The 13,857-nt window shown below is 72.7% G+C and carries 8 protein-coding genes; 2 read left to right on the top strand and 6 right to left on the bottom strand.

Going from position 1 to position 13,857, the window contains the following annotated elements; genetic code table 11:
• Positions 1-32: 32 nt before the first annotated feature.
• The 5 genes from FRAEUI1C_RS11070 to FRAEUI1C_RS11050 form a co-directional block, all read right to left on the bottom strand.
• Positions 33-4,658, bottom strand: a complete 4,626-nt coding sequence (locus FRAEUI1C_RS11070) for a type VII secretion EssC family protein (RefSeq protein ID WP_041259189.1) — start codon at positions 4,656-4,658, stop codon at positions 33-35.
• Between the two features lie 30 nt (positions 4,659-4,688).
• A complete protein-coding gene (locus tag FRAEUI1C_RS11065) occupies positions 4,689-5,360 on the bottom strand; it encodes a response regulator transcription factor (RefSeq protein WP_013423382.1) in 672 nt (223 codons plus the stop codon).
• A gap of 425 nt (positions 5,361-5,785) precedes the next feature.
• The gene (locus FRAEUI1C_RS11060) at positions 5,786-6,967 is read right to left on the bottom strand and encodes an RNA polymerase sigma factor (protein WP_013423381.1); all 1,182 of its coding nucleotides are present in this window, start codon (positions 6,965-6,967) and stop codon (positions 5,786-5,788) included.
• 76 nt (positions 6,968-7,043) lie between these two features.
• Complete coding sequence (gene dnaG, locus FRAEUI1C_RS11055; RefSeq protein WP_013423380.1) at positions 7,044-8,975, bottom strand: DNA primase; 1,932 nt, start codon at positions 8,973-8,975, stop codon at positions 7,044-7,046.
• A gap of 404 nt (positions 8,976-9,379) precedes the next feature.
• Positions 9,380-10,681 carry a deoxyguanosinetriphosphate triphosphohydrolase gene (locus FRAEUI1C_RS11050; RefSeq protein ID WP_013423379.1) on the bottom strand — a complete coding sequence of 434 codons (1,302 nt, stop codon included), beginning with the start codon at positions 10,679-10,681 and terminating at the stop codon, positions 9,380-9,382.
• Between the two features lie 109 nt (positions 10,682-10,790).
• Here FRAEUI1C_RS11050 and FRAEUI1C_RS40175 point away from each other — a divergent pair, with 109 nt between their 5' ends.
• Both FRAEUI1C_RS40175 and FRAEUI1C_RS11045 read left to right on the top strand, forming a co-directional pair.
• Entirely contained in the window at positions 10,791-10,946 is a 156-nt protein-coding gene (locus tag FRAEUI1C_RS40175) for a hypothetical protein (RefSeq protein WP_013423378.1), read from the top strand.
• A 40-nt stretch (positions 10,947-10,986) separates the two neighbouring features.
• Entirely contained in the window at positions 10,987-11,523 is a 537-nt protein-coding gene (locus FRAEUI1C_RS11045) for a PH domain-containing protein (RefSeq protein WP_013423377.1), read from the top strand.
• 249 nt (positions 11,524-11,772) lie between these two features.
• Here FRAEUI1C_RS11045 and FRAEUI1C_RS11040 read toward each other — a convergent pair whose 3' ends face one another.
• Complete coding sequence (locus tag FRAEUI1C_RS11040; protein ID WP_013423376.1) at positions 11,773-13,644, bottom strand: transketolase; 1,872 nt, start codon at positions 13,642-13,644, stop codon at positions 11,773-11,775.
• Positions 13,645-13,857 lie beyond the last annotated feature (213 nt).

The raw sequence follows: 13,857 nt of genomic DNA, 5'->3' as shown, positions 1-13,857 counted from the left end.
GGGACTGACCACCAGGCCCAGGACCCGGCTCGTCACGGGGTGGCGATCTGGATGGCGCTGAAGCGGCCGCGGACGACGAGCAGGCCGCGGCCCTCGCCGACCAGGCCGGTCGAGCCCGGGACGCCGCGGGCCAGTGCCGGGCCGAGCTGGAACAGCTCGCCGTCGGTCGAGTTGCGCGGCCACAGCAGCACGCCGGTGCGGGCCTGGCGGACCTCCTCGCCCCAGTTGCGGAACGCGCGGGCCCAGGCGTCCGGCCGGCTGGCCGCGACGACCGCGATCCCCCGGTCGTAGGCGTCCTTGACGAGCGTGTTCAGGACGCCGCCCGCCGGCCCGTCGAAGAACCGGTCCGCGTCGTCGATGAGGAGGACCACCCGGGACGCCGCCGCGTCGATCAGATCGGTCAGCTTGGCGGCGACGTCCTCCGGCCTGGTGAGCACGGGGAACTCGGGCTCCGTGCCGTCCGCCGCGACGGCGAGGTCGCGGACCGGGCCCGGCCGTGGCGCGAGCACGATCGGCGACCAGCCGCCCCGCGCGGTCAGGGACCGCAGGACGGTCAGCAGGGCGGTGCTGCGCCCGGACATCGGCGGTCCGGAGATCACCAGGAAGCCGCCGGCGCTGTCGAGGTCGAGGTCGACCGGGCCGAGGACGGTGCCGCCCGCGCCCAGAGTCACGACGGCCTGGCCGGCCGGCGGCGGGCCCGTCCGCAGGTTCTCCAGCTGCGCCGCGCTGATCGCGGCGGGCAGCGGCTCGATCGTCGCCGGGCGCGTGGCGCCCGGCAGGTCGGCGTCGCGGGCGACCAGCGCCGCCGCGAACCCGGCGACGGCCGCGGCCTGGTCCGGCTCGGCGACGATGGCGACCTGCACCTCCTGCTGTTCCGGCAGCCGGTAGCCACGGCCCGCCGCCGTCGGGACCGGCAGGTCGATCCGCAGGCCGGCGTTGACCGCGTCGTCGCGGCTGGCCATCGGGAGCAGGAGCCGGTCGCGGATGCCGAGGTTGCTGCGGGCCGCCAGCCCGGTGCCGCCGGTGGTGACGACGCACCACATGCCCGCGGCCGGCCCGTCGCGCAGCAGCGTGTCGAACTGGGTGACCAGAGCGCCGTTGTCCTGCTCCCAGTACCTCTCCCAGAACAGGTCATACCGATCGACGAGCAGGAGCACGTAGGGCAGGTCGGTGGCGGCCCGCTCCCGCGCCTCGGTCAGGTCGCCCACGCCGTGCGCGGCGAGCAGTTCCTGGCGGGCCCGCAGCTCGTCGACCAGCAGCCGCAGCAGCCGGGTGACGCGGTCGGTGTCCTCCAGCTCCACGAGCGTGCCGACGTTCGGCAGCGCGCCCAGGTCGCGGAGCCCGGCACCCGCGAAGTCGGCGACGTGCAGGTGCAGGTCGCCGGCCCGGTAGGCCGCCGAGGCGGCGAGCGCGACGGAACGCAGCAGCGTGGTGCGCCCGCTGCGCGAGCCACCCTGCACCAGCAGGTGGCCCTCGTCGCGCGGCCGGAACCAGTAGGGCGGCTGCGCGAGCCGGCCCGGAATGTCCTCCAGACCGAGCGCCAGCCGCGGCGGCCCCACCGGGCCTCCGGCGGCCAGGCGCGGGCCGACATCACCGGCGGCCAGGCGCGGGCCGACGTCGCCGGCGGCCAGTTGCGGGCCGGGCGCCGTCGGAACAAGGTGAGTCACCTCGCCCAGCAGCAGGGTCGCGGGCAGCGGGGGGTTCAGCCCGCGGTCCGGCCGCTCGCCCGCCGCGTCGGCAGCCAGGGCGAGCGCCGCGAACACGACGTCCCGCTCGGTCTCCGCCGCGTCGGCGGCCGGGCTCGCGGCGCCGGCCAGCCCGCCCGAACCGGTCGGCGCGACGAGCCCGGCCGGTTCGAACGGCTCGACCGTGCACAGCGCCGCCGGTCCGGCGGCCACCGGCGCGGGCGCGCCGAGCCAGCCGGCCTGGAAGATCGCGTAGCCCAGGTCGGAGCGGGCCGCGGCCCGGCCGGGAACCCGGTCGGGCCAGATCGCCGGGTCCCGGCTGTTGACGACGGCCTGGCTCTCGGCGGGGTCGTCGACGGTGAGGCAGATCTTCAGGTTCGCGTTGCCGGCGATGTCGCCGGTGACGTGCCGGCTGATCAGCTGGGTGCCGAGGACGAGGTGGATGCCGGCGCTGCGGCCGAGTCGGGCCATCGAGATCAGCCGTTCCAGGGCATCGGGGTACTTGTCGCGCAGCTCGGCGAACTCGTCGACGACGACCACCAGCCGGGGGATCTCGACCGGCCGGCCGCGCCGGTTCGCCACGTAGTCGTCGTAGTTCGGGTTGCCGCCGCCCGCCGTCAGCTCCTGCTGGCGGCTGGTGCGCATCGCGTCCAGCGAGGTCAGCACCCGTTCGACGTTCGTCGAGGCGTTGCCGACGTTCGTGACGAGGCCGAGGGTGTGCGGCAGCGCGGCGAACGGGGCGAGCCCCGAGCCCTCCTTGAGGTCGATGAGCAGGAAGGCCAGGGCGCTCGGCGGCAGCCGCAGCGCCAGCGAGGTGATCATCGTGCCGAGCACCTCGCTCTTGCCCATGCCGGTGCGGCCACCGACGAGCAGGTGCGGGCCGTCGTGGCCGTTGCGCAGGTCGATGCTGTACGCGCCCTTGCCGGACACGCCGAGCGTCGCCACCGGCAGCCGCTCGGGGTCGTCGGCCCAGCCGCGCACGACGTCGTCCGCGGTCAGGGCGGTGCGGCCGTGAGCCGACAGGAAGCCGATCCTCGACGGGATGGACGCGCGGGTGTCGCTGGTCGAGACCAGCAGCGGCGCGAGCGCGCGGGCCAGCCGGGCGGCGTGGGGCGCCGTGACGCCGTCCGCGAGCAGCTCGATCTCCGGCCGGCCGGTCCGGCGCAGGGTGGCGTGGCCGTCATCGGCCAGCTCGCAGGTGGCCTGGCACTCCTCCGGCAGGGCGGTGCGCTGACGTTCGAGCGCGATGACGAACACCCCGTTGGACGGGCCGTCCCGCAGCAGTACCCGCAGCCGGGAGTTGTCGCGCAGCGCCCGGGCGCCGTCGACGATGAGCACCACCGGCGGTGTCTCGCCGGCGGCATCGCCGAATCCGCCGCCGCTCGCGGCCAGCGACGGCAGCGGGCTGTCCCCGTTGCGGCGGGCGGTGGCCGCCGCCGTGGCGACGAGGCGGTTGAGCTCCGCCGCGATGCTGGCCTGGTCGCAGGCGACGGTGACCCGGCCGTCGGGCACGTCAAGGTGCTCGCGGGCATGGGGCAGCCAGGACGCCCAGGCCCAGTCGGCGGCGCGGCCCGGGGCGAGCACCGTCAGCCGCAGCTCGCTGGGCGCGTGCAGGCCGGCGAGCTGGCAGACGAGGCCGCGGGCCACATGCCTGCGGGCCTCGTCGTCGCCGGCCAGGCCGAGCACCCGGACCTCGGGCAGGCTGACGTGGACCGGCACGTTCGGCACGGTCGGCGGGTCGGGCTGCTCGGTCACGCCGGGCACGGCCGGCGGGTGGCGGACGCTGGTCCCGGCCGGCAGGTCGGCGGTGCCCAGGCGCAGCCGCAGCGCGTCGTCGTCATCCGGGCGGCGCTCCCACAGCCGGTGGGTCGGCCCGGTGGCGGCGGCGAGCACGGTCGCCGCGTCGGGTGACCGGTGGCGGCGCAGCTTCGCCTCGGCGTCCAGGGAGAACGCGAGGTCGGCCTCGGCCCGGGCCAGAGCCGCCTGGTACTGGACGTTCGCCCGCTTGGTGTCACGGCGGCCGGAGTGGCGCTGCCCGAAGAACGTGACGAGCCCGGCGAGCGGCGCCAGCAGGATGATGTACACGAACGCGCCGTGCAGCGCGTGCATGAAGTACAGGATCGCGAAGGTCGCCAACGGGACGACCAGCGCCGCGGCCGGCGCGACGAGGCTCTGGCTCGGATGAGGCGACGGCGGGGTTGGCATCGCGATCGTGCGCCAGCGCGGCTGGTCGAGGGTGCGGGGTGGCCGGTTGAACCGGAGGAACGGCCCGTCCACGGCCAGGTCGGCGTCCCTGCGCGGGGCTGGGCGCACGGCGAGCACGCTCCCGCCCAGCTCCACGACGTCACCGTCGGTCAGCTCGGCGACGTCGATCCCCTGGCCGCCGACCCGGGTTCCGTTCGTGGAGCCGTTGTCCCGCACCCTCACCCGGCCGCCCGCCGTGTCGAACCGGGCGTGCGCGCGGGAGAGGTTCGGGTCGTCGACCCGCAGGCCAGCCACCGAGCCACGGCCGACGACGACCTCGCCGGCGCCGAGGGGCGCCGCCGCCCCGGCCCACAGACCGCCGACGACGGCGACCTCGCGCTGGCCGGGGCCGGCGTCGAAGCCGCCCGGGGCGGCGTCGGGCGCCGCGAGCGCGGCCCGCGGCGCGACCAGCACCCCGTGGCGCAGCACGGCCGTGAGCGGTTCGGCCGGGTCCCGGTACCTCCCGTCGACGAGCAGGCCGGCCTCCGGATCGACCCTGCGGCGCAGCCAGCCCGCCGCGGCCGGGGCGGCCCCGGGCTGCTCACCGGCGAGGGCGGCCCGCAGGTCGCCGACGGTCGCGTCCGCGCGGAACCGGACGACGACGTCACGCCATCGCGGCGGGCCCTCGACGCCGGAGACGACCGCGGTGAGCAGGATGGAGGTGATCCGGGTGAGGCCGGCGGCCTCGGTGGCGCTCTCGTGACGGGCAGGGTTAGCGACCACGGTCATGCCTCATCGGGGTTTCGTGTCTCACAGTGGTCAGACCTCGTCGGGAAAGAGGCCACGAGCGGCGTCCAGCAGCGCGATCCGGGAACTGACGTCCAGGCCCTGGCGCTGGTAGAGGCGTCGCACCTCCTGAATCTGTTTCTTGACGGTGCCGACGCTCACGCCACGGCTACGGGCGATGGCCGCGTTGTCCATTCCCCTGGCGACCAGGCGGACCGTTTCGACAAGCGCGGCGGACAGCATCGGGGAGGCACTCGGCGCCCGGGCGCTCAGCCGTTTCACCACGAGGTCGGACCGCAGCCGGTCACCGGCCGCGGCCGCCTTGATGCAGGACCGCAGCAGCGAGCCGTCGCCGGATTTCCCGAGGTAGCCGCTGGCGCCGGCCTCCAGGCCGAGCCGCAGCCGCTCGGCGTCGGTCTCGGCGGTGACCAGCAGGACCCGGTAGCCCTGCTGGCAGAGATACCGGACCGCTTTCGGCCCGGTGATGCCGCCGGCGAAGTTCAGCTCCGTCACGACCACGTCCGGTGGCACACCGGGATGGACGTCGAGCTCCTCGACGCTGCCGACCGAGGCGACGACCTCCAGGTCGTCGAACTCGGCGAGCAGGGCCGCGAGACCTACCCGCAGAAAGGAATGGTTGTCGACAAGCGCGACCCGGGTTCCCCGGTCGCGCCAGGAATCGGCACGATACCCGTCCACTGCCATGTGACCCCCGTCACAGCGGACTACCTGCATAGCTGTCTGCCTGGCCCCGCCCACCGCCACGCCGAGCGGGCCGTGCAGGCCGAGCAGGGCCGCCAACACGTTGAGCAAACGATCGTGCGCGCAAGACTATCGAACCCGCGCCACCAAAATGACCCTGCGCCACCGCAGGGTTGCCGGCACGGCGACCCACCACCACCACCACCGAGCCCAGGAACACCGAACAGCACAACCCAGCACCGCCGAACCCAGAAACACCGAACAGCGCAACCCAGCACCACCAAACAGCGCAACCCCGCCACGAAGCCAACCCAGATACGCCACCAGCCCCCGACATCCACGCCATCGGATGTCGGGGGCTGGAGGGCGCTCAGCGCCCGAGGTGACGTGGCCGGCGGGCGCTAAGCGCCCGTTCCGGCGGCGTCACCTTATTCGAGGTAGTCCCGCAGCTTCTGCGACCGGGACGGATGACGCAGCTTCGACAACGTCTTCGACTCGATCTGCCGAATCCGCTCCCGCGTCACCCCGAACTCCCGACCAACCTCCTCCAACGTCCGAGGATGCCCATCGGTCAACCCGAACCGCAGCTGGATGACCTTCTTCTCCCGATCCGACAACGTGTGCAACACCGAGTCCAACTGCTCCTGCAACAACAGGAAACTCGCCGCGTCCACCGGGACGACCGCGTCCGAGTCCTCGATGAAGTCACCCAGGTGGGAGTCCTCCTCCTCACCGATCGGCGTCTCCAGCGAGACCGGCTCCTGGGCCACCTTCAGGATCTCCCGGACCTTGTCCGGGGTCAGGTCCATCTCCTTCGCGATCTCCTCCGGCAGGGGCTCGCGGCCCAGGTCCTGGAGAAGCTGCCGCTGGATCCGGATCAGCTTGTTGATCGTCTCGACCATGTGGACCGGAATACGGATCGTCCGCGCCTGATCCGCGATCGCCCGCGTGATCGCCTGCCGAATCCACCACGTCGCATACGTCGAGAACTTGTAACCCTTGGTGTAGTCGAACTTCTCGACCGCCCGGATCAGACCCAGATTCCCCTCCTGGATCAGATCCAGGAAAAGCATCCCCCGGCCGACGTACCGCTTGGCGATGGAGACGACCAGCCGCAGGTTCGCCTCGACGAGCTTGCGCTTCGCGACGTCGCCGTCACGAGCCACCGCCTCCAGGTCGACCCGCAGCGCGACGGTCAGCCGCCGGCCGCCGCCCAGCTTCTCGGCGGCGAACAGGCCCGCCTCGATCCGCTTGGCGAGGTCGACCTCCTCGGCCGCCGTCAGCAGCGGGACCTTGCCGATCTCCTTGAGGTACATCCGCACCGGGTCGGAGGTCGGCGCCTTCGCGTTGAGCGCCTCCTCCTCACGGCGACGCCGGGCGAGCAGGTCGGAGGTCTCCGCGGAGTCGGCCCGAGGGTCGAGCACCTCGATGCCCTCGTCGTTCAGGAGCGTCAGGACCTGCTCGGCCTGCTCCTGCGGCAGCTCAGCGGCCTGGATCGCCACCGTGATGTCGTCGGTGGTGAGAAAGCCAGCCTCTTTGCCCCTGGTGATGAGATCCTTGATCTCCTCGACCTGGGCTACGCGCGGCAGGACGGTGGTCTGGGTGCGCATGGGTGGAATCTCGTCACTTCCTTCTCGGCGGGATCGACCCTGTTTCAGGCTGGTGGCCGACTGAGCGCGGGCCGGGTCACGGGCCACCGAGGCCCCGTTCCCGGAGCTCGCGTTTGTGTTGTTCCAGCGCTATGAGCTCGCCGTAGTCACGGTTGAACGCCTCGGGGTCGGTGACCGGGTTGAGCCGCTGGACCCGCGACTTCAGCTCGGTGATCCGGCGGGTCACGGCGAGTTCCCTGACGCGGGCGATCTGGTTGCCGACGTAGCGGTCGTCCACCTCGTGATCGACGAGCATCGGCTCCACGGCGAGCGCGTTGACCAGGCGCATGACGGGCTCGTGCGGGGTCGCGGTGACGACCCTGCCCACCCAGGCCGGCACGTCCCCGGCCGCGGCGAGCCCGGCCGACACCCCACCGGCGGCCGCGATCGCCCCGAGCACCGCGCGGTGGTCCGCGAGCGTGAACACCTCGGGGTCGAGCTGGTCGAACATCGGCCCGGCCAGGCCCGGGTGCTGCAGCGCGATCTTGAGGGTCTCCCGCTCGACGATCACCGCCGCGTCGTCCGGCGCGGCGCCCGCCGGCGCGCGCCCGCCGGCCCGTGGCGCCGCGGGGCCACCCGCCGCCGTACCGGCCGCGTCCCGGCCGGGTCGGCGGCCCGTCTCCGGGGCCGGCGCGGACGGGTGCTCGAAGACCCGGCGCAGCACGAACGCCTCGTCGTTGAACCCGGTCCAGCGGTCGAGCTGGACGGCGTAGCGCTGCCGCAGCGACCAGTCCTTGATCTGGTTCACGATCGGCGCGGCCGCGTCGAGCGCGGCGATCCGGCCCTCGACGCTGTTGAGGTCGTGACGGGTGACCACGCCGCGCAGCGCGAACTCCAGCAGCGGCACCCGGGCCGCGACCAGCTCCCGCACCGCCGCGTCGCCCCGGGCCAGCCGCAGGTCGCACGGGTCCAGCCCGGTCGTCTCGACGGCGACGAAGGTCTGGGTGACGAACCGTTCCTCGTGCTCGAAGGCGCGCATCGCGGCCTTCTGGCCGGCGGCGTCACCGTCGAAGGTGAAGATGACCTCGCCGCGCTGGGCGTCGGAGTCCCACAGCAGCCGACGGATCACTCCGACGTGGTCGGAGCCGAAGGCGGTGCCACAGGTCGCCACCGCGGTCGTGACGCCGGCGACGTGGCAGGCCATCACGTCGGTGTAGCCCTCGACCACGACCACCTGGTAGCGCCGGGCGATCTCGCGGCGGGCGAGGTCGGCCCCGTAGAGCAGGCTCGCCTTCTTGAACAGCGGCGTCTCGGGGCTGTTGAGGTACTTGGGGCCGGCCTTCTCGTCGTCGGCGGCGAGGCGGCGGCCACCGAACCCGACGACGTCGCCGGACAGGTCGCGGATCGGCCAGAGCAGCCGGTGGCGGAAGCGGTCGACCAGCCCGCCGCGCGTGCCCTGCTTGGCGAGGCCGCCGAGCACCAGTTCCTCGGCGGTGAAGCGGCGGGCGAGCAGGTGCCGGGACAGCTCGTCCCAGCCCTGCGGGGCATAGCCGACGCCGAAATGGCCTGCCACCTCGGCGTCGAACCCGCGGGCCGCGAGAAAGTCCCAGCCGGCCCGCGCCGGCGCCGTCGAAAGGTGCTCGGCGTAGAACTGGGCGGCGGCCCGGTGCGCGTCGAGCAGCCGCTGGCGCTGGCTGGTCACCGACCGGTTGGTCGTCCCGCCGCCCTCATAGGTCAAAGTGACGCCGGCCTTGCGGGCGAGCCGCTCGATCGCCTCGGGGAAGCTCAGCCCGTCGATCGCCCGGACGAAGCCGATGACGTCGCCGCCCTGCTGGCAGCCGAAGCAGTAGTAGACGCCGGTCGAGGGCTTGACGTTGAAGGAGGGCGTCTTCTCCTCGTGGAACGGGCACAGCCCGCGCAGGTTGCCGCCGCCGGCCGGACGCAGCTGGACGTGCTCCCCGATGACGTCCTCGATGCGGGCCCGCTCGCGGACGAGGGCGATGTCCGCGTCGCGGATGAGTCCGGCCACCGATCCCTCCCGCGCACACGGCACGGACCCCGCCGGGGTCACCTTCACCCCGTTCGAGGCCCGCCCAGTCCTCGTCCCAGTCGCGCAACAGGTCCCCGTTGCGGCACAGCTCGCGCGGGAGCCCGTGGCGACACCACCGCGCGGCACCGACCCGGCCCTGTTTCACAGAACCGTGCCACCGCGCGACTGTCGCTCACACAAGCGTGACCCACGCAAGCCCTACAGGCCGATGGTACTTGTCTGCATCGCGACAGTACCGATCATGCCAGATCGATCGCGACGACGGAGGGTCATCGCACTCGCCGTCCCGAGATCGGGACACGGCGGTACGGCTGGCACGGCCGATCCGCGGGGACCAGCGGGCCAGCGGCCGCCACGAGGCACCCGCGGGGCGCGACCACGGCCTAGAGGGCACGCGGAACCGGGCGGCCTAGCAGGGCGGCGTGCTTGCGGGTCGCGCTCGCGTCCGTGTAGCGCGCCACCTGGTCGATCACTATACGCAGCCGGGACGCGTCGTCCGCGGCAGCGCGCCACGCGAGCCGCAGCAGCGGCTCGAGCGAGTCCGGCGCGCCCCGCACCGTCAGCTCGACGAGCTCGGCGACCACCTCGCGCTGCCGCGCCCGGCGCGCGTCACCGGAACGCAGGCCGATCACGAAGTACCAGGCGACGCCCTTCAGCGCGACGCACTCGGCCCGGACCGCCGCGGGCACGACCAGGTCGGCCTCGTAGCGGCGCAGCGAGCCCGGGCCGAACCGTTGCCGGGTCGCCGTCCGGGCCGCCGCCGAGAACCGGGCCACCAGCTCGCTGGTCATCCGGCGCAGCGCGACCAGCCCCTGGACCGACGCGACGCTCGGCGCGCCCCACCAGGGCTGCGCCGCGAGCCGGGCCAGGGCCGCGGCGATCTCGGCGGTGTCCGCGGCATAGAGGTCCCCGGTGTACGCGGCGAGCTCGGCCCGCCCGGCCGGCGACTGGATGGCCGCCAGGTCGACCAGCCCGCCGACGACGCCGTCCTCCAGGTCGTGCACCGAGTAGGCGACGTCGTCCGCCCAGTCCATGATCTGTGCTTCCAGGCAGCGCCGGCCGTCGGGCGCGCCCTCGCGCACCCAGGCGAACGTGGCGGCGTCGTCGTCGTAGACGCCGTACTTGCGCGCGCTCAGATCCGGCCCGGAGCAGCCCGACCCCGTGGCCGCGCCGGCCGGCCCGGTCGCGCCGCTCCCCCAGCGCGTCCACGGGTACTTCAGGGTGGCGTCGAGGGTCGCCCTGGTGAGGTTGAGCCCGCCGGAGACACCGGCCTCGTCGACCGTCTTGGCCTCCAGCCTGGTCAGCTCGCGGAAGCTCTGCGCGTTGCCCTCGAAACCGCCACACGCCGCGGCGGCCACGTTCAGGGCACGTTCTCCGTTGTGTCCGAACGGTGGGTGGCCAAGGTCATGTGCCAGGCAGGCCGCATCCACCAGGTCGGGATCTGCGCCAAGAGCGGAGGCGAGCTCGCGCCCTATCTGGGCGGTCTCCAGCGAATGCGTCAGCCTGGTGCGCGGAAAGTCGTCGTCGAGCGGGCCCATGACCTGCGTCTTTGCCGCGAGACGGCGCAGTGCGCTGGAATGGAGCACGCGGGCCCGATCTCGGGCGAACCAGCCACGGTCGTCAGGTGTAGCCTTCGAACGCTCACTCAGGCGGCGTTGGCCATCAGCGTCGTCGTACCAGGTCATCGGGGACCGCACCACGAGGCCGAGCGTATGGGGCGATTGGCCTCCCCGGGGGCCTCGCAACGACGATACTTTGTGCCGCAACCTTTACATCTCGGCCCGGAGGCCCGCCGTGAACAACATCGTCAAGTATCTGATCATCGCGTTCGTGCTTTTCTTCGTGGTGACCCAGCCTGACAGTGCGGCCAGCATCATCACCAAGGGCATCGACGGCCTTCAGTCCATCGGTAACGGAGTGTCCAACTTCGTCACCCAGACGGCGCTCTAATCCCGCGCCGAGCCCGTGACCGGTCTGGGAGACTGTTGACGTGGTGAGACTCCGGCTTCCTGACCCCGCCAACCGCGACATGAAGTACCTGGCGTCCCAGGAGCAGCTCGTGTCGATGGTGCGGCTGCACTGGGCCGTCCTGCTGCGCGTCGTCGCCGAGACGGTCGGAGCGGTCGTCCTCGCCCTGGCCGTCAACATCTTCCTGTCGGTGCGGGGGGACGGCGCCTCGCTGGTGACCACACTGCTGTGGTACATCGCGCTGTTCATGATCCTGCGCGCCCTCTGGCGGATCACCGAGTGGCACATGGACCACCTGATGATCACCGACAAGCGGCTGGTGAAGGTGTCCGGCGTGTTCGTGCGCCAGGCGAAGACCATGCCGCTCAAGGCGATCACCGACATGACGTACACCCGGGACCCACTGGGCCGGGTCCTCGGCTACGGCGAGTTCAACGTGGAGTCGGCCGGCCAGGACCAGGCACTCAAGAAGCTGCCCTACATCCCGAAGCCGGACCAGGTCTACATCACCCTGCTGGACATGACCTTCATGGAGTCCCCCAAGCCAGCGGACGGTTAGGCCCGAGCGGGGGCGAAGCGTCCCGAACGGGCGCGGAGCGCCCGCGGGACGCTTTCGCCGGCTCGGGCGCTGAGCGCCCTCCCCAACGTGGTTCGGGGGTGGGAGGAGTGCGGAGGCGCGCGCCTGTCCAGCGTCGGGCCCTCTGCTCGCGTCTCGGCTGAGAGTCCCATCGGTTGAGTAATGCCTGGTGGTCGCCGGTTGAAGCTCTAGGCGGACCACCAGGCATTGCTCGTTTGCGGTGGGGCTCCGTCAGGCGAGCAGGGAGCGGGCGGCGGCGGCGATGTGCTTCGCCGAGATGCCGGCGAAGTCGAGGAGCTCCTCGGGGGTGCCCGAGCCGGGGAGGTCGGTGACCGCGAGGTGGCGCAGCTTCAGTGGGACGGTGCCGTCGGAGAGTGCCTCGGCCACCGCGCCGCCGACACCGCCCTGCGGCCAGTGGTCCTCCGTGACGACGAGCCGCCCGGCGGTCGCCCGCGCGGCCTCGGCCAGCGTGGCCGTGTCGATCGGCTTGACCGAGTAGAGGTCGATCACCCGCGCCGAGATGCCGTCGGCGGCGAGCAGGTCGGCCGCGGCGAGCGACTCGTGCAGGGTGACGCCCGCGCCGATCAGCGTGACGACGTCGGAGTCCGAGCGTCGTAGCACCTTCGAGCCACCGGGCGCGAACTGCTCGTCCGGGCCGTAGAGCACCGGGTAGGCGCCTCGGGTGGTGCGCAGGTAGCTGATCCCCGGCAGGTCGGCCATCGCGGCGACGAGCTTCGCCGTGCTCGGTCCGTCGCTCGGGTAGAGCACGGTCGAGCCGTGGACCGCGCGCAGCGACGCCAGGTCCTCCAGCGCCATCTGCGACGGGCCGTCGGGGCCGATCTCCACGCCGGCGTGCGAGCCGGACAGCCGGATGTTCGCGTGCGAGATCGCCGACATCCGGACGAAGTCGTACGCCCGGGACAGGAACGCGGCGAACGTCGACGCGAACGGCACGTAGCCCCGCACGCCGAGACCGACCGCCGCGGCGACCAGCTGCTGCTCGGCGATGTACATCTCGAAGAACCGCTCGGGAGCGACCTTCTTGAAGTCCTCGGCGTGCGTCGAGTTGCTCACCTCGGCGTCCAGGACGACGACGTCTCCACGGGCGGCCAGGGCGGCGAGCGCCTCGCCATAGGCCTTCCGGGTAGCCACCTTGGTGCCGACTTCCCAGGTCGGCAGCGTGACCGTGCCGTTGACCGGCGCGGCCGGCCGGGGCAGCGAGGGACCCGGCACCGGGCCGCGGACGCGCAGGTTGCGCTCGCCACCGAGCTCGGCGATCGCGCGCTCGGCCATGTCGGCCGGCAGCGGCTTGCCGTGCCAGCCCTCGTGGTCGGCGATCTCGCTGAACCCGTCGCCCTTGATCGTCTTGGCGAGGATGACCACCGGGCCGTCGAAGCCGTCGGCCTCGGTGAGGGCGGCGTCGATCGCGTCGACGTCATGGCCGTCGATCTCGATCGTGTGCGCCCCGAAGGCCGCCGCGCGCCGGGCGTAGGTGTCCAGGTCCCAGCCGAGCTCCGTCGCGCCGCGCTGGCCGAGCCGGTTGACGTCGACGATCGCGATCAGGTTCGACAGGCCGTACACGTGCGCCTTGTCGAGGGCCTCCCACATCGAGCCCTCGGCCATCTCGCTGTCGCCGCACAGCACCCAGACCCGGTACGGGCTCTTGTCCAGGTACTTGCCGGCGATCGCGACGCCCACGCCGTAGGGCAGGCCCTGGCCGAGCGACCCGGTCGCCACGTCCACCCAGGGCAGGACCGGCGTGGGGTGGCCCTGCAGCCGCTGGCCGAACCGGCGGTAGCCGGTCATCAGCTCCTCGTCGGTGACGACGCCGACGGCCTTGTACACCGAGTACAGCAGCGGGGACGCATGCCCCTTGGAGAAGATCAGATGGTCGTTGGCCGGGTCCTTGGGGTTGTCCCAGTCATAACGCAGGTGACGGGCGACCAGGACGGCCAGCAGGTCCGCGGCGGACATCGACGACGTCGGGTGCCCGGAGCCGGCCGACGTGCTGGACCGGATCGAGTCGACCCTCAGCTGCGCCGCCAGCTCGCGAACCGTCTCCAGATCGGCGATGCCCGCCGCTTCGGACACGGGACTTGCCACGCCTGCCTCCTCCACCGCGACCCCGACGGGTCCTCGGTGGCCCGCCGTCGGTCGTCGCAACTTTCCGGCCTCTTGGCGATCTGTTCTTTGGTGATCTGTCCTGGCGATTCCGAACCGTACCAGCGTCACGATCGGCTTCCGGCCCGCCGAGACGACGGGTCTGCGTCACATCCCGCCGGGCCGCGCCGGGCTGGATCAGCCGGGGCAGGCGTT

The organism is Pseudofrankia inefficax (assembly GCF_000166135.1).
Taxonomy (GTDB): domain Bacteria; phylum Actinomycetota; class Actinomycetes; order Frankiales; family Frankiaceae; genus Pseudofrankia; species Pseudofrankia inefficax.
This window is presented reverse-complemented; position numbering and strand designations above follow the sequence as displayed.